Annotated in this window: 15 protein-coding genes and 2 pseudogenes; 11 read left to right on the top strand and 6 right to left on the bottom strand. The window is 59.0% G+C overall.

The window, feature by feature from the left end; all coding sequences use genetic code 11:
- Positions 1-166: 166 nt before the first annotated feature.
- The 4 genes from A3C3_RS47470 to A3C3_RS0132495 all read right to left on the bottom strand — a co-directional run bounded on the left by A3C3_RS47470 (position 167) and on the right by A3C3_RS0132495 (position 3380).
- Positions 167-313: a hypothetical protein gene (locus tag A3C3_RS47470; RefSeq protein ID WP_233450708.1), complete on the bottom strand. Its 147-nt coding sequence runs from the start codon at positions 311-313 to the stop codon at positions 167-169.
- 151 nt (positions 314-464) lie between these two features.
- Positions 465-1193 (bottom strand): phosphatase PAP2 family protein, encoded by a 729-nt coding sequence (locus A3C3_RS0132505; protein WP_028740193.1) that lies wholly within the window; start codon positions 1191-1193, stop codon positions 465-467.
- Positions 1194-1749: 556 nt separating this feature from the next.
- Entirely contained in the window at positions 1750-2733 is a 984-nt protein-coding gene (locus A3C3_RS41910; protein WP_233450671.1) for a type II toxin-antitoxin system HipA family toxin, read from the bottom strand.
- A 296-nt stretch (positions 2734-3029) separates the two neighbouring features.
- Complete coding sequence (locus tag A3C3_RS0132495; RefSeq protein WP_022718724.1) at positions 3030-3380, bottom strand: helix-turn-helix transcriptional regulator; 351 nt, start codon at positions 3378-3380, stop codon at positions 3030-3032.
- Positions 3381-3592: 212 nt separating this feature from the next.
- On the opposite strand from A3C3_RS0132495, the pseudogene A3C3_RS47465 reads away from it, so the two are divergent.
- From A3C3_RS47465 to A3C3_RS0132485, 3 genes and pseudogenes are all read left to right on the top strand, one after another.
- Positions 3593-3780: pseudogene (locus tag A3C3_RS47465) on the top strand (zinc-binding dehydrogenase); the annotation flags it as partial.
- 822 nt (positions 3781-4602) lie between these two features.
- Entirely contained in the window at positions 4603-5358 is a 756-nt protein-coding gene (locus tag A3C3_RS0132490; RefSeq protein WP_022718723.1) for an SDR family oxidoreductase, read from the top strand.
- A gap of 47 nt (positions 5359-5405) precedes the next feature.
- Positions 5406-5810, top strand: a complete 405-nt coding sequence (locus tag A3C3_RS0132485) for a cupin domain-containing protein (protein WP_022718722.1) — start codon at positions 5406-5408, stop codon at positions 5808-5810.
- 86 nt (positions 5811-5896) lie between these two features.
- Here the strand turns inward: A3C3_RS0132485 and A3C3_RS0132480 are convergent, their stop codons facing one another.
- Positions 5897-7270 carry an aminotransferase-like domain-containing protein gene (locus tag A3C3_RS0132480; protein ID WP_022718721.1) on the bottom strand — a complete coding sequence of 458 codons (1374 nt, stop codon included), beginning with the start codon at positions 7268-7270 and terminating at the stop codon, positions 5897-5899.
- 76 nt (positions 7271-7346) lie between these two features.
- Between A3C3_RS0132480 and hemA the strand changes: the two genes are divergently transcribed.
- The 4 genes and pseudogenes from hemA to cydB all read left to right on the top strand — a co-directional run bounded on the left by hemA (position 7347) and on the right by cydB (position 11627).
- The gene (gene hemA / locus A3C3_RS0132475) at positions 7347-8570 is read left to right on the top strand and encodes a 5-aminolevulinate synthase (RefSeq protein WP_198019868.1); all 1224 of its coding nucleotides are present in this window, start codon (positions 7347-7349) and stop codon (positions 8568-8570) included.
- Between the two features lie 216 nt (positions 8571-8786).
- Positions 8787-9098: pseudogene (locus A3C3_RS47460) on the top strand (DUF983 domain-containing protein); the annotation flags it as partial.
- A gap of 113 nt (positions 9099-9211) precedes the next feature.
- Positions 9212-10633, top strand: a complete 1422-nt coding sequence (locus A3C3_RS0132465) for a cytochrome ubiquinol oxidase subunit I (RefSeq protein WP_022718718.1) — start codon at positions 9212-9214, stop codon at positions 10631-10633.
- Positions 10623-11627 carry a cytochrome d ubiquinol oxidase subunit II gene (gene cydB / locus A3C3_RS0132460; protein ID WP_022718717.1) on the top strand — a complete coding sequence of 335 codons (1005 nt, stop codon included), beginning with the start codon at positions 10623-10625 and terminating at the stop codon, positions 11625-11627. Before A3C3_RS0132465 ends, cydB begins: the two co-directional genes overlap by 11 nt.
- Before the next feature lie 510 nt (positions 11628-12137).
- On the opposite strand, the gene A3C3_RS46305 is transcribed toward cydB, so the two are convergent.
- The gene (locus tag A3C3_RS46305) at positions 12138-12329 is read right to left on the bottom strand and encodes a hypothetical protein (RefSeq protein ID WP_022718716.1); all 192 of its coding nucleotides are present in this window, start codon (positions 12327-12329) and stop codon (positions 12138-12140) included.
- Positions 12330-12390: 61 nt separating this feature from the next.
- Between A3C3_RS46305 and A3C3_RS46300 the strand changes: the two genes are divergently transcribed.
- The 4 genes from A3C3_RS46300 to A3C3_RS39860 all read left to right on the top strand — a co-directional run bounded on the left by A3C3_RS46300 (position 12391) and on the right by A3C3_RS39860 (position 15458).
- Positions 12391-12744 carry a tyrosine-type recombinase/integrase gene (locus A3C3_RS46300; protein ID WP_022718715.1) on the top strand — a complete coding sequence of 118 codons (354 nt, stop codon included), beginning with the start codon at positions 12391-12393 and terminating at the stop codon, positions 12742-12744.
- Between the two features lie 152 nt (positions 12745-12896).
- Positions 12897-13043 carry a type II toxin-antitoxin system ParD family antitoxin gene (locus A3C3_RS48720; protein ID WP_084797091.1) on the top strand — a complete coding sequence of 49 codons (147 nt, stop codon included), beginning with the start codon at positions 12897-12899 and terminating at the stop codon, positions 13041-13043.
- Positions 13033-14088: an HWE histidine kinase domain-containing protein gene (locus tag A3C3_RS0132445; RefSeq protein WP_022718714.1), complete on the top strand. Its 1056-nt coding sequence runs from the start codon at positions 13033-13035 to the stop codon at positions 14086-14088. The genes A3C3_RS48720 and A3C3_RS0132445 overlap by 11 nt, the downstream gene beginning before the upstream one ends.
- Complete coding sequence (locus A3C3_RS39860) at positions 14085-15458, top strand: sensor histidine kinase (protein WP_022718713.1); 1374 nt, start codon at positions 14085-14087, stop codon at positions 15456-15458. The genes A3C3_RS0132445 and A3C3_RS39860 overlap by 4 nt, the downstream gene beginning before the upstream one ends.
- The last annotated feature ends 116 nt before the right edge of the window (positions 15459-15574 follow it).

Genomic DNA, 15574 nt, shown 5'->3' with positions numbered 1-15574 from the left:
TTCTAATTTAACCCACCGACTGGATCACATAACACTCCCGAAGCGGCGACCGCTTGGTCACGGAAGACATTTCCACGAGTCGCAGGAGCGCCAGCGCCTGCCTGACTGACGGATATCCTCCGATGCGCCATGATATCCGCCTGTCGGATATCTCGGGTGTCGGTAATCAGCAAGCACGAAATGCTGCGCGCGGCGGCTCCGTGGCAACTGCGAAACGATCTCCGCGAGCTTTCGGAAGAAACCAGCAAGATGGCGAGGATCGCCCAAGCTGGATCAGAACGTCGAAGGTGGCAGCCCATTTGACACCGAGGATATATCCGAGAAGGATCAGGTGGGCCGTCGATGAGACGGGTATGAATTCGGGTCAACTTGTCGACCGCACCCAAGAACAACGCGCTTATATAATCCGGCGTGCACCAAGCCTCAGAGGACAGTCAAACATTGTTCTGTGTGAGTATCGCCGGTCATCTGGCGGGAGTTTGAATGCGCTGTTCGAGTGCGATCAAGCCGGAGAAAACGACGATCGGCATCAAAAAACCGAGGATGACATCGGAGATATAATGGGCGCCGACCACCACGCGCAGGACTGCGGTCGCGACTGAAGCAATGGCAACCGGCCAGCCGAACCAGAGCCTTGCCTTCGGCGGCAGAAGGAACATCAGGCACAGCAACCAGCCGGCTCCCGACGCCTCACCAGACACGAAGGAGCAGTTGCTCGTACATTGACCGAGAAACGATCCGGCCGGCATAAAGTCCATGTGACCGCCGAATAGGCTGGTCTGAATCGGGCGGGGACGCCCCGAATGGTTCTTCAGCAGCAGGTTGACGATCAATCCCGTGCTGAGGCCCAAAGTGGCGAGCGAGAGCCATAGGCGCCGCATCGGCATTTTCGCTGCAATCGATTTTGACAAGCTTCCCGCAGTGACGGCGATCACGATCGCGACGGCCGCGATGTACGGCAAAACATAGAGAGCCCAGCGCAGCAATTTGATGGATTCATAGCGGCCGAAGGCAAAGCTGCCGCATCCCGCACCTCCCCCGCAAAGCGCTCCGCGGAAGAAGAACGACGAGACTGCAATATCCATCGCCGGGAATGCGTGAAAAATGGAAAGCAGCAACAGCCAGGTCGCGGCCAGGAGGAAGAAGGTCCAGCTGGCGCCGGCGCGGCCGAGCGGTACGGCTTGATAGGCCATGTTCATAGTTCCTGTGTTTCAACCACCGGCTATGGCTTCTGTCGCCATGCGTCCTTGTCTGCCTCTTGCCTGACAATTGCCTGAACGGGATTTGATACCGGAACTGATGAGAAGATTTCCGAAGAGCCGGCTGTGGATACCGGCAACTCGCCCGCCGGTATCCACGGATGCATCTATTGGCGCGAAACCCTCTGCCTGCCTTCACCGTCGGCTGATCGAGCGTCAGGGGCATCGGACCACCGCCTTCGCCGCCCTCCGTCTCGCGGCTAAAGCCTCTATCGCAGATATTTCACCTCATTGGAGCAGCTGGCGATCTGCGTAAGAGGCGACCTGACAGCTGTCTGAACAAGAGTGAAATTTGCGCAACCCAGCACCAAGGCCTTACGCCCGGAACAACGGCTCGGCTCCTTCGCTTCTTGTGCCCGAACGCAAAAATCCTCGACGCTTACGCGGAGGAGCTTCTATGACGTATCTCAATAATTCTGCGTTTTGTAAGCGTTGGTTGCGGGCGGCACGCAAACCATCGTTGCGGAACACGCAGGCTTCGCCGGCGGGTCTAGCCCCCCACCTCGCGGACGAGCTGGAGCGTCGACAGCCGATCCATGATTAGCTTCGCCCGTTCCTCGCCTAAAAACTCGTTGGCGCGGTCTGGCCATAGTTCGAGGGCGCGCGTGACGGTGGATCTGACTTCATCAACGATCCATTTCGGATCGACGCGCAAGAAGCTCGCGACCCGTTCGAAGCGACGCAGATTTACATTCTCGAAATTATGGGTCCCGACAAACCGTAGCGCCATAGTATCACCCGACATGAACAGGACTGTCGGGACGATATCATAGGCTGGCGAGAGGCGTATTTGGCCGGGTTCGGGAAACCAGAATGACCAGTTCTTGAGATGATTGTCGCCATTTCCAAGCAGCACATCCCCGACAACGCGGCGTACCGCCTCCAGAATATCTTCTCGGTGATCGGTGCTGAAGCGACGCACCATATTGAGGACGGTCTCTGTCGTGGCCATCGTATATTTGCGATCTCCGACCGCACCGATGATCTGTCCGGCATCCTCGATGTGGAGGCGCTCGCCATCGGGCGTTCGATCGAAGCGATCAACGACCAGGACGCTTTTGCCGTGCTCGAGGAAGTGAGCGGATACGCTTACCACTGAGTCGCGCGAGACAAGGCGACATTTGGCTGTATGAACGCCGATCATTTCCGCCAGGCGCATGGCGCCATATTCTGCTTCCGGCAGGCCGGGAAATCGCTCGCTCGCAACCTTAATGATGCAGCGGCCAGTATCGCCCCTGCCCGGTGCCGTAAGGCGATCGCCCTCGGGATTGGCGGTGAATTTGAGCTGGATGCCGGCCAGGGAGAATTTCACGGCGCCTTCCGGCAACGGCACCTGGAAGCCCGCGACCGTCTCCATCTCAAACGGACCTGTCGAGGTCGGCACACCGGTTTCTGGAGTGATCAGGACTGCTCCCGGCAGGTCGGCACCAAGCCGGGTTACGACGTCGAATTGATCATGGTCCCCGGGTCCCATTTGAGAACCAATTCGCGAAGGGCCCCCTCAGGCAGCAATCCGGCAAACCATGGAGGCAATGTTCCATGCAGACCGATCTTGTCTCCGCGATAGGCAAGCCGATCACGGGTGCTTTTATCGCTGTCCGGATCATACCAGCCGAGGCTGAGGTTAGGGCGCTGGGTGTCTGAGATACGGTTCTGCAACCGAGAACGCGACGCCTCCATCCCCGTCTCGTGTCAATGTGCCGACCCGGACCGGTTTACGCGCATGATCGAGAAGATGGACGCCAAGGATAGCGGGCTCTTTTTTTGCCATCAGCGTTCGCCCTCATCCTCGGCGCCGAGATCGACGAACAATTCGTCGAAAGCCGTGCGGCCGGGTTGCGCGCGTCGCTCCTCGTTGTCGGTCTCACTGACCAAGGCACGGACTTCCAGGGCGCGAGAACGCGGCACGAGAACGGGAACAAGATCAAGCGCATCGCATATCTCGGCGAATAGAGTGAGCCGATCGCGGCCCAATCGGTCACCGCTCAGGTCGCGCTCGAGTTCGGAGATCCGCGCTCGATCTCGCCCGACCCGCATGGCCAGTTGTGGTTGACTCAGGCCGCGTCGGACCCGGGCTTCACGCAGTTGCGTGCCGAGGATATTGAAGATCGTGTTCGCCATGCGGAATACCGCTCTTTTATGGTATATATGCGGAATTCCGCTACATCATTCAGCGGACGAATGCAAGCGGAATTCCGCTCATTTAGTCCAATAGAGCGGAATAGCGCACGGAATTGGCTCAATAGGTTGCTGCCGCCTGCCGAGCGCCAGAGATCCGAATGACTGAACGTCCGCCGCAACACCCGTAACGCGCCCCGTGCCATGATCACTCCCATAAGCAGCGCTGCACCGCGATAACGACGAGCGCGAAGAATGCCGAGCTGGTCAAAAGTCTCGGGGCGGACGTGGTCATCGACTACAAGACGCAGGACTTTGAGAAGATCCTGTCGGTTACGATCTCGTGCTGAACAGTCAGGATCCAAAGACGCTCGAAAAAGCTGTGGAGCCGGGGGAACCCGGAGCTATTTGATATTATTCGTAAATTCTGGTTGCGGGGGCGTGATTGAACAGAGACTTATAATTTCAAGCCCTTACACGAACATAGCTTACCTGTCCGGTTTTGCGCCGATTGTGTTGAAAACTCCAAAATTGGGGCTTAGCGAAAAGTCGGCCAATTCGGGATCCGAATGTTGCTGCTCGATGCCGCCTCAACTCCGCTACACGGCTCACATGCTGCTTGAGAATAGGCAGGTCCCCACGTCAATTTTCTGTCTCGGCCTCTCCAAAAAATCAGACGTTGTAGAAACGCACTTTTCAACGATATCCGCCATCAGCAGTCGTCGAAGACGGGGCAGCCGAGCCCTACTGAAATCTACATCAAAGCCGATTCCCACTGCAGTACATTTGTATGACGTGACTTCACGCACTCGATCAGCAAGATGCGCACGCAAGGGTGCAGGGTCGCTTCGTGTTTGGTTTGACGAACCGGCTCTCTTGAATGATATGCCGGTCGCGGATCCGCTCGCCGATTGAGGATAGTAAAGCACAGCATCCCGGTGCAATGATCGGGATTTCCGACGGCGATTATGACTCCATGCCCTCCGCCCAAATTGAATCTCCGCGCGTCTCGCCATTTAGGTTGCGCTTAATCTGATTAGGGAAGAATATGTCCGATAGCGCGAGGCTAGGTTCGGTCTCGACTGACCTCAGCCATGGTGACGATATTGGACGCGACTTCGGCTTACCCAAGCCCACGCCTCAGACGTCGTTTGCGGCGGATTGCGCCTTGCGTGATCGAAACTTGAGACCTTGGTCCTAGAGGGCCTCAAAGGGGGGATTCGTCATGAAAATCGTTCTTATCGGCGGCACCGGGCTAATCGGATCCAAGACCGCGGCGCGTTTGCGCAATAAGGGCCACGAGGTACTAGCCGCCTCGCCAAACACCGGCGTTAACACCATCACCGGAGAAGGTCTGGCGGAAGCGCTAGCCGGTGCAGAAGTCGTCGTTGACCTAGCGAACTCGCCTTCGTGGGAAGACAAGGCGGTCCTCGAGTTCTTCGAAACGTCGGGTCGCAATCTGCTCGCCGCGGAAGGCAAGGCTGGTGTAAAGCACCATGTTGCCCTTTCGATCGTGGGGACGGAGCGACTGCCGGAAAACGGGTACTTCAGGGCTAAACTCGCCCAAGAGAAACTCATCAAAGCGTCACCTATCCCGTACACAATCGTCCATTCCACCCAGTTCTTCGAATTCCTGAAGGGCATCGCCGATGAAGCTACCGTTGGTACCGTCGCTCGTCTTTCTCCGGCATCTTTCCAGCCTATCGCATCGGACGACGTTGCCGATGTGATGGCGGAAGTCGCCCTCGGGAAACCGCTCAACGGTACGATCGAGATTGCGGGTCCCGAGCGGGGTCGCATGCACGAAATCGTTGCCCGATATCTGAAAGCCGCCAACGATCCACGTACAGTCGAGGCAGATGTTCATGCGCGCTACTTCGGTTCTGAACTGGATGATCGGTCGCTTGTACCCGGCGAGGGTGCGAGGATCGGCAAGATCGGCTTCGAGGATTGGTTCCGTCAGTCCCAGCAGCCGAAGTAAGTCCACGCGTCAAGCACATCCTGTCCAAAACCAAAGGAACTACGGCAATGAACTCAGCTCTAAAAGCGCTGTTTGTGTCAGCTACAGTCTGCCTCCTTGGCACTTTGGCGGTTGCCGCTGACGACACTGCAATCGTCACACCGCTCATGAAAAAGGACCTTCCAAATTATCCTGGCAAGGAGGGGCTGATGATATCGGTCGGGTATGGGCCAGGAGGTTCCGATCCTATTCACAAACATGAGGCAAGTGCATTCGTCTATGTTCTGGAGGGCTCGATCGTGATGCAGGTCAAGGGAGAAAAAGAAGTCACCTTGTCGCCAGGAGAGACTTTCTACGAAGGTCCTTCCGACATTCACTTGGTCAGCCGCAATGCGAGCACGTCTAAACCGGCGAAGTTCATCGTCGTGCTGCTTAAGAACAAGGACGCCCCGGTTGTCATGCCGGTGGAGTGACATTCGGTACGTGAGCCTGGTGATGGGCCGCGACCGTTCCGCCGTTGTCGCTGGTCCAAAATGACTTCAACAAAATGCGCCGCCGCTCAAACGACCATCGTCGAGACGGCCGGCTGCTGCGACAGCAAATCGGCCAGGACGCCTAGACTCTTCTTTAGCTCGTCGACGCTTGCCGGAGCGCCAAGCCCTAGCCTGACCGCTTCCGGTGGATGCGAGACTGCGAAGGCGTCGCTCGCGACAACGCCTATGCCGACGGACCGCAGCCTCGAAACCAGCTCTCCTCTCGTCCACGGAGCGGGGATGCTGAGCCAGAGGTGGAAGCCGCTTGGTGATGATTCGACCCCCAGCGGAAGCATCGCCTGAGCGACCGCCAGTCGCGTGGCGGTCTCCTTCGCAATCTCATCACATACGGCATCCGCCAGTCCCGCCTCGATCCAGCGAGCCGCGATCGCGCTCGTGAGGGGGGACACGATAGACGCCGAGGCGCGCATGGCGCTGGCAACTCTAAGGCTGCGTCCCTCGGGCACGGCGACATAGGCGACCCGGAGAGCGGGGGAAAGGCACTTAGAGAGGCTTGCGATATGATAGACGATCTCGGGCGCTAGAGCGGAAAGCGGTGCGGGCGCGTCAGGGATCATCGCTCCGTATGCATCGTCTTCGATAACCGGAACTTTGAACGACAGCGCCAGGCTAAGGAGCTCTCGCCGGCGTACGAGCGGCATGGTCCTCGTGGTCGGATTATGAAGCGTCGGCATGCAGTACAGGGCTTTCGGCTTAGCCTCCCTACACGCGCGTTCGAACGCCTCGGGGAGCAAGCCATGTTCGTCCATCTCGACGGGCGCGAGATTCAGGCGCAGGTGGGAGGCCACTGACCGGAAGCCGGGGTATGTAAGGCCCTCGGTGCAGATAGTATCTCCAGGCTCCGCCAGAACGCTCAGCACAGCGTGGAACGCGCCCTGTGCGCCAGAAGCTATCAGGACGCGGTCGAAGGTCAGACCGGGCAGCCTCCGAGCCAGCCAGAATGTCGCGGTGGCGCGGTCCTCGATGATGCCTCCAGGCTCCTGGTAGCGCATCAGAAGATCAAGTCCCTGACCCTCTAGGTCCTTCGTGGCTTCCCACATCCTGTGGGACAGGACGGAGTTTGGAAACCGCGGCGGCAGGTTCATGCTCATGTCCACGAGGCCCGAGGGCTGCGCCCGGGGCGGGCTCCGCCGTGCCGTCACGTAGGTTCCCTGGCCGACCTTGCCTTCGACAAGCCCCCGGTTGCGCGCCTCCGCATAGGCGCGGCCGACGGTCGTGAAGTCGATGCCGAGGTCATCCGCGAGCCTGCGTTGGGCAGGCAGGCGCGCGCCATCCGGCAACCGTCCGCAGGAGATATCCGCAGCCAGCGCGTCCGCGATGGCCAGGTAGATAGGGCCCTCTTTGGTCGAAAGCGTCGGCGTCCATGATGTCGCAGTCATCGAAGTTCCGTTGTGATCCACTCAATAGACCAATATATGGACATTATATGGACCTGGATGTCAAGCAACGGAGCGAATGATGGATTATCTGCAGAAATTCGAAGCGGTCATAGCCGACATGAAGATGGACGGCCGCTACCGCACCTTCATCCAGGTCGAGCGCCTGGCGGGCGAGTTTCCGGAAGCTCTGTGGCACGGCCCGCATGGGCCGCGGCGCGTTACCGTGTGGTGCAGCAACGACTATTTGGGAATGGGGCAGCAACCCGACGTGCTCGCGGCGATGCACAGCTCCATAGACCGCTCCGGCGCAGGAACCGGAGGGACACGCAACATCTCGGGAAACCAAAGCCAGCATGTGGCGCTCGAGACGTCTCTCGCGGACCTCCACAGCAAGGAAGCGGCTCTCGTTTTTACTTCCGGCTGGATATCGAACCTCGCCGCGCTAAGCACGTTGGGCAAGGTTCTGCCTGATGCCGTCATTTTCTCTGACGAGTTGAACCACAACTCGATGATCGAAGGCATCCGCCGCTCGGGCGCTGAGAAACGCATCTTCAGGCATAACGACGTAGCGCACCTTGATGAACTGATATCGGCCGTCGACCCCGCCCGGCCGAAGATTGTGGCCTTCGAGAGCGTGTACAGCATGGACGGTGACATCGCCCCGATCGGCGCGATCTGCGACATCGCCGAACGCTATGGCGCGCTGACTTACCTTGACGAGGTACATGCGGTCGGGATGTACGGACGGCGCGGCGGCGGTATCGCCGACAGAGACGGGTTGGCACCCCGCATCACCATCATAGAAGGCACGCTCGCCAAGGCGTTCGGGGTGATGGGCGGATACGTCGTCGGCTCCGCCCTCCTGATCGATGTGATCCGGAGCCTTGCGAACAGCTTCATCTTCACTACTTCGCTCTGCCCCCATCTCGCCGCCGGGGCGCTTGCCGCTGTCGAGCATGTTAAGGCCCATCCCGAAGAGCGGGCCATGCAGGCAGCCAATGCCGCCAAGCTGAAATCCATGCTCCAGGCGGCTGGGGTTCCTGTGCTCGATACACCGAGCCACATCCTCCCGGTCATCATCGGGAACGCGCATCTTTGCCGGCACACTAGCGAGCGCCTGCTGGAAAACCACGACATCTACGCCCAGCCAATCAACTTCCCGACGGTCGCCCGCGGACAGGAAAGGCTACGCATCACGCCCACCCCATTCCACACGGACGAGCACATGACGACGCTGGTGGACGCGCTCGTCCGGGTCGGGTTGGAGCTTGGGTGGCTACGGTCGAAGGCGGCGGCCTGACTGGTTGACTACCGTCCGAGCCGCAAGTAGCCGAAATCCAGTGGAGATACTTCGTCCTTGGCGGGTCGAAAAACTGGGAGCGAAGCGCTGCGTCCCGGCGCGGATCTGGCCACTATCATGCGGCAATTTAGAAGCTTTATAGATTGATCGGATGATTGTATGGGTACACGATGCATATATTCGATCCAGTCTCAAGGATGAAATCATGACAACTGAATGCCCCCTCTGCCTTCAATCCGGACCGGCATACGCGGGCTATGTCCGCGTTGCATTGCGGGCAAGGGCACCTCTTCGACGGCTTCCTGACTTTGAAGCCCAAGTGCGAAGTCTGCGCCGACCCCGCCGACGGGCCGGCATTTTTCGTGATCTGCTTTCACGTGCATTCCCGCCGTGGCCATCGCGGTCTGGATCGAGGTTTCGTACAGCCCTCGTGGGTGCACCCTCCTCGCATGCCTCCTCCCGCTTCGACCCCTAAAGGACTGGCTGGTGAACAGCCCGTTTTACTACACAGCGGAAGAGGCAAGATTGACCGTGACTACGTCGGGCCCAGGAGCAATACTGCTGAAAGCAAACCCGCCGATGGAAATCAGGCAGGTCACAAATTGCAATAGCGAAAAACGACTTCTGAAAGAGGAAATGCTATGACGTTCCTTGGCCTCGAAGCGGAGATGCTGGCGCGCATCCAGTTTGCTTTTACCGTCTCGTTCCACTTCATCTTCCCGGCCTTTTCCATCGGAACCGCGAGCTATGTGGCGGTCCTGAACGCGATCTGGCTTTGGAAGCGTGACCCGGCCTACCTGAAGCTGTTCGAATATTGGAAGACGATCTTTGCTGTGACGTTTGCCATGGGCGTCGTCTCCGGCATTGTCATGAGCTACCAGTTCGGCACCAACTGGTCTGCCTTCTCCGACAAGGCCGGACCAGTTGTCGGGCCGCTGATGAGCTATGAGGTCCTGACCGCATTCTTCCTGGAAGCTGGCTTCCTCGGCATAGCGCTGTTCGGCCGTAAGCGTGTCGGCGATACGGCGCATATGGTAGCGGTCGCCATGGTGGCAATCGGGACGCTGATCTCGGCGACCTGGATCACCTCCGCCAATAGCTGGATGCATACGCCCGCCGGATTCAGCATCGATCCCAACGGCGTCTTCGTTCCCGAAGACTGGTGGCAGATCGTCTTCAATCCGTCATTTCCGTACCGCATGACCCATACGGTGCTAGCAGCGTTTCTCACCACGGCCTTCGCCGTTGGCTCTGTTGGCGCTTGGCACCTCCTCAAGGACCGGGAGAACCGTCAGGCACGGATCATGTTCTCGATGGCGATGTGGATGGCGGCCATCGTCACCCCGATCCAGATATTCGTCGGCGATCTGCACGGGCTCAGCACGCTTGAGCACCAACCCGCAAAGATCGCGGCGATGGAAGGCCATTTCGACACCTATGAGGATGGTGCACCGCTCATCCTGTTCGGCATCCCAGATGACGCGGCCGAGACCACACATTATGCAGTAGAAGTCCCGAAGCTTGGGTCCATGATCCTGAAGCACGAATGGGACGGCGAGATCAAAGGACTGAAGGAGTGGCCGCGTGATCAGCGTCCTCCGGCTCTGATGCCTTTCATCACGTTCCGCGTAATGGTGGGCATTGGTTTCCTAATGTTGGGAACCGGTCTCTGGTCACTATGGGCACGGTGGAAGCGAACACTCTACGAAACCCGTTGGCTTCATCGAGCCGCGCTTATCATGGGACCATCTGGGTTTGTCGCGGTCCTCGCGGGTTGGTACACGACCGAGGTCGGCCGCCAGCCCTGGACTGTCTACGGCCACCTCAGAACCGCCGATAGCCTTTCTCCTGTATCTGCTCCGGCCGTGGGCGCGTCGCTCCTTACGTTCATCGTCGTCTACTTCATCGTGTTTGGCACGGGCGTCTACTACCTCCTGAAGCTCATGCGTCGTCCCCCGACGCCACTGGAGGATCACGAACTGGACTTAGGGCCGATCAGGACGGCTGGCATCACGCCCGGGCCTTCCCAGGATCATCCGCTTGGAGGACATCATGGACATTGAACTCTCCTTCATCTGGGCAGGCATCATCGCTTTCGCCGTCCTCGCCTATGTCGTTCTTGACGGCTTTGACCTTGGGATCGGGATAGTCTTCCCGTTCTTCCGACACCGCCGCGATCGCGATGTCATGACCAACACCATCGCGCCGGTATGGGACGGCAACGAAACCTGGCTCGTCCTCGGCGGAGGCGGGCTGATGGCGGTCTTCCCGCTTGCCTATGCGATAATCCTACCGGCGCTCTACATGCCGATCATCCTGATGCTGGTCAGCCTGATCTTCCGGGGTGTCGCCTTCGAGTTCCGCTGGCGCACCCATCACGAGTCCCATCTGTGGGACTTCGGGTTCTGGATCGGATCGTCCGTGGCCGCCGTCATGCAGGGGATCGCTCTTGGTGCATTGGTTCAGGGGATCACGGTCTCGAACCGACAGTACGCAGGTGGATGGTGGGATTGGCTGACGCCCTTCTCGATCCTGACCGGAATAGCTGTGCTGGTCGGGTATGCCCTCCTCGGCGTCACCTGGCTCAATCTCAAGACAAGCGGAGACATCCAGGCGCGTTCTGCCAAGCTGGCGAGGCCTCTCAGCCTTCTGCTTCTCGCGCTGATCGGGATCGTGTCGCTATGGACGCCGTTCATCAACGGGAGGTACTTCGAACGCTGGTTCGGATGGCCGACGGCCTTCTTCTCGTCCTTCGTGCCGCTGCTGCTGGCTCTCTGTGCCTTCGCACTCTGGCACGGGCTGACGCATGACAAGCACCTGCAGCCCTTCCTCGCGGCACTGGGTCTCTTCGTGCTCAGCTTCGTAGGTCTCGGGGTCAGCTTCTATCCGTACATGATCCCTGGCGTCCTTACGATCAAGGATGCCGCCGCTCCGGAAAGCTCACTCAAGTTCCTGCTCGTCGGCGCGGCCGTCCTCGTGCCGATCATTCTAGCCTACACTGGCTACGCCTATTGGGTCTTCCGCGGCAAGATCGATCCGGACGAGGGATATCATTGACCAGCGGTGCCTTCCGAAAGACCGCCTGGTTCGTCGGCCTCTGGCTGGCAGGTGTCGGCTCAGTGACTGCGGTAGGGCTAGTCATCCGCGCCTTCTTGAACTGACACCAGACGACCGCCACATCATTTGCAAAGGACCGTAGAATGCTAGAACCGACAACCGATGCAGCCTTGTCTCGTCTCGACGAAGCCTTCCCCAAGGATTTCGTGGCTCGCCACACCCGCTCTCCAACCTGTTTTCGTCTTTGATGTAGGAACAGGGATTCACGCCATCAAGCAGCCGTCAAACCGGAGGGGTCCGTTTGTGCTAGTCGTTTGCTAGGCCCCAAACGCAAGAAAGCCCTCCACGATTGGACTGACCCGGGGAAGCGAGGCCGCAAGCCGACGCCGGTGAGGGCGAACCGCGTTGGCGAAATCCTGCGCAAGATGTTCAATCTCGCGATCCGTTGGCGCATCCGCGCCGACAACCCGGCCGCCGGGTTCGCCCGGAACGCGGAAGCGCCCGGGATCGCTATCTCTCGACCGAAGAAATCGGGCGGCTGTGCGCCGCCCTCGATGCCAGCGCGCCGCCGATGCGGTGCGGCTGATCCTGCTCACCGGCGCGCGGCGTGGCGAAGTGCTGGGCGCGCGTTGGGATCAATTCGATCTCGATGCCGCCGTTTGGATCAAGCCTGCGGCCACCACGAAACAGCGCCGCCTGCATCGCGCGCCGATCAGCGCTGCTGCGCCCGATCCGGCTTCGAGTGCCGGAAGATTGCGAATGGGTGTTTCCGCGCCACGCTGAGGGCAAACCGCTTCAGGACATCAAGCGGTTCTGGAAAGATGTCCGGGCGAAGGCCGAACTGCCCGCAGTCCGCATCCACGATCTTCGCCACACGTTCGCGTCGTTGCTCGTCTCGGGCGGCATGACGCTGCCGATGATCGGCAAGCTCCTCGGTCACACACAGGTGCAAACCACGCAGCGTTATGCCCACTTGCTCGATGATCCGCTGCGCGCCGGGCTCGAACAGGTCGGGGATATGCTGCGGGCGAAGCCGAGGCTGGTTCAGGCCGAAGCGGCGGCGTACGGGCCGAAAATTACAAAGCCGTCGGCCGTCCCTGAAAGCACGTCCCTATAGGGCATCCCCCTGCGCGCTGAGGGTGACCGAAACTACCTCGGAACAAACAGCGTGTGGCAACGTTTGACACACAGCCGCCCGCGACATGGGACTTTCTATGACCGTGCGGCAGACTAGAAATGTTTCCCTGATCCGGAATTGGACGCTTTGTCATGTCAATGTTGGCACATGGCCGTTACCGCGGCGCCAGCGAGGTAATCCGTGCAGCTTTGCGACTGCTCGAAAAGTCCGAGTCGGGGCCAGAGGCTGAAATGTCCCAACGTTTGAATACTGGAAGCGCGGGCCATCGTGCAAAATGAGCCCGACAGATCTGGCAGCCAGAAAGCCGCCGAGGCCGAGGTTGAGGGATTCAAGCAGGAGCTTGGACCGTTTGTCGTTGCCGCTGAAACAACTCGAATGGCAATGGTATTTACCGACGCAAAGAAAGATGACCAGCCAATCATATTCGCAAACGACAGCTTTCTCTCCCTGACCGGCTTCACTCGAAGTAATGTTTTGGGAGAGACCATCAGGTCTCTCCTTGCTCCGAACTCCGATACTCGCGCTCTGGAGCAGTTGGGTTCTTCATTTGAGGGCGCATCGGACGGCGATGCGGAACTAGGGCTCAAACGCCACGATGGAAGCATTATTCCGACATCCGTCTTTGTAAGCCCGGTTCGGGACGAGCGCGGGGAGATCAACCAAAATTTCGTATCGTTCGTTGACCTGACGAAGCACCGGCAAGAACAGGAGCATCTTCGCTTTCTTCTCGACGAACTAAACCATCGGACGCAAAACACGCTCGCAACCGTACTGGCGATCATAGGTCAAACCTTGCGGGGGATGGCCGATGATGACGTCATCGCCAAACTCGAGAAGCGGGTGTTGGCCCTCTCCGAAGTCAATAGCCTGCTCGGTGACGAGAACTGGGATCGAGTGGGTCTTCGCGATGTCCTCGACCGAATTTTAAACCCCTTCCGCTTCAACAAAGGGTACAACTCCCGGTTCGCCTTAAGGGGCGAAAATGTTCGATTGCGGCCCAAAGCTGCCTTAACTTTCGCAATGGTTTTCCATGAATTGGCGACCAACGCGGTCCAATATGGCGCACTATCGGAACGGGATGCAGGGCTCGTCGAGGTTGAGTGGAGCGTCGAACCGTTGCACGGAGGTCAGCTCCGTCTGTGCTGGCGGGAGTCGGGCGGTCCACCGGTAGCGGCGCCTCAGTACAAGGGATTTGGATCGCGCTTGATCGAGCGCGGGTTGGCGCAGGAACTGAACGGAAGCGTTCATCTCTCCTTCGATCATTCGGGCTTGATTTGTGAAATCAAAATGCCTGCGCAAGGCGATACTCCGGTGCCGTCATGAGCGCCCTGGAATCCGCTCGGCGCATCCTCGTTGTCGAGGACGAGGTCATGGTTGCATGGGCGCTCGAAGATATGCTGACCGGTTTGGGCTACAGTGTAGTTGGACCCGCCGCACGGGTCGACCAGGCGCTGAGCTTGATCGAAAACGGTTTTGTCGATGCTGCCGTGCTCGACATCAACCTCGATGGCGAGAAAAGCTATCCCATAGCCGACGCGCTCGCGGCTCGCGGAGTGCCATTCGTTTTCTCAACTGGCTATAACAAGCAACGGGTTCACAAGGACTATCTAACCTACACAACCTTGCAGAAGCCATTCGAGGGTTCGACTTTGGGCAAAGCGTTAACAGAACTGTTGGTTCCGGGGACGACGACACCATCTACGCAGCATCATGATACCGCGGTATGGGATGCCCATCGCCTTCGTATAGCGACCGACGCCGCAGGCGTGGCCCTCTGGTCGTGGAACGTTGATACTGACCAGATTTCAATGGACGAGCGCGCGCACGAGTTATGGGGTGTGCCCAGCGGCATCGTCACTTTCAGAGACCTTTCGGCCCGTATCCACCCGGAGGACCTCGACCGAGTGAGGGCCGCGTTCTCCGCTACTCGGGACATTCTGGGTGGTTACGAAGTCGATTTCAGAATTTTGCACGGCTCGGATGTTCGGTGGATTTCCGCCCGGGGGAGAGGGGATGATCAAGGCATCGTAGGTCGCGTGATGTTTGGCGTCTTCCTGAACGTGACAGAACGCAAAATGGCTGAGGAAGCACGCGAGATGATCGCGGGTGAGATGGGGCATCGAGTCAAGAACTTGTTTGCAATAGCGTCGGCGCTTACCGGAATCTCAGCACGCACGTCGAAAACGACGAGCGAGATGGCGGGGGATCTGACGCTGCGATTGACTGCCTTGAGCCGCGCGCACGACCTTGTCCGTCCTGTCCTCAGCGAACCCAAGAAGGCAGCTCTGCTGGGCGATCTCCTCGCAGCGCTTCTTGCTCCCTACACAGGTGATGGACCGCTCAACGCGCGTGTCAAAGTTTCCGTGCCGGAACTGCTGGTCGGAGAAGCCTCGGCGACAACGCTGGCGCTGGTTGTTCATGAGTTGGCGACGAACTCGATTAAATATGGTGCGCTGTCAAAGTCATCCGGCACACTTGACGTTTCGTGCCAAGCCGACGACAGGGACGTGGTGATTGTGTGGAAGGAGGAAGGTGGCCCCGCTGTCGTAGCTCCCACGGGGCCCGCAGGGTTCGGAAGCCAGCTGATCGCGAAAAGCATGGCAGGTCAGTTAGGGGGCACCATCGCATTTGACTGGCCCCAAAGCGGCGTCGTTGTTACGCTGCACGTAAGTAAAGCCCGACTAAACGGCTAGTGGTTTTTTGAGCTCACTCGCACCTTAGTTCCTTCCATATCGCCGACACTTTCCGCCGCACTGTCCGCTCGTCAGGCGGCGGGAAATCCTCCCGACCGGCGAACCAATCCATCATA

It is taken from the genome of Rhizobium mongolense USDA 1844 (assembly GCF_000419765.1).
Taxonomy (GTDB): domain Bacteria; phylum Pseudomonadota; class Alphaproteobacteria; order Rhizobiales; family Rhizobiaceae; genus Rhizobium; species Rhizobium mongolense.
The sequence above is the reverse complement of the archived record's forward strand: the minus strand, read 5'-3'. Positions and strand labels throughout refer to the sequence as shown.

Bases quoted from the DNA above. Each gene is read 5' to 3' on its own strand.
- A3C3_RS0132480 (WP_022718721.1), bottom strand. From the start codon at position 7,270: ATGACTGCGACATCATGGACGCCGACGCTTTCGACCAAAGAGGGCCCT.
- A3C3_RS0132465 (WP_022718718.1), top strand. From the start codon at position 9,212: ATGACGTTCCTTGGCCTCGAAGCGGAGATGCTGGCGCGCATCCAGTTT.
- A3C3_RS41910 (WP_233450671.1), bottom strand. From the start codon at position 2,733: ATGGGACCCGGGGACCATGATCAATTCGACGTCGTAACCCGGCTTGGT.
- A3C3_RS48720 (WP_084797091.1), top strand. From the start codon at position 12,897: ATGTCAATGTTGGCACATGGCCGTTACCGCGGCGCCAGCGAGGTAATC.
- A3C3_RS39860 (WP_022718713.1), top strand. From the start codon at position 14,085: ATGAGCGCCCTGGAATCCGCTCGGCGCATCCTCGTTGTCGAGGACGAG.
- cydB (WP_022718717.1), top strand. From the start codon at position 10,623: ATGGACATTGAACTCTCCTTCATCTGGGCAGGCATCATCGCTTTCGCC.
- hemA (WP_198019868.1), top strand. From the start codon at position 7,347: ATGATGGATTATCTGCAGAAATTCGAAGCGGTCATAGCCGACATGAAG.
- A3C3_RS0132505 (WP_028740193.1), bottom strand. From the start codon at position 1,193: ATGGCCTATCAAGCCGTACCGCTCGGCCGCGCCGGCGCCAGCTGGACC.
- A3C3_RS0132485 (WP_022718722.1), top strand. From the start codon at position 5,406: ATGAACTCAGCTCTAAAAGCGCTGTTTGTGTCAGCTACAGTCTGCCTC.
- A3C3_RS0132495 (WP_022718724.1), bottom strand. From the start codon at position 3,380: ATGGCGAACACGATCTTCAATATCCTCGGCACGCAACTGCGTGAAGCC.
- A3C3_RS46305 (WP_022718716.1), bottom strand. From the start codon at position 12,329: ATGCAGGCGGCGCTGTTTCGTGGTGGCCGCAGGCTTGATCCAAACGGC.
- A3C3_RS0132490 (WP_022718723.1), top strand. From the start codon at position 4,603: ATGAAAATCGTTCTTATCGGCGGCACCGGGCTAATCGGATCCAAGACC.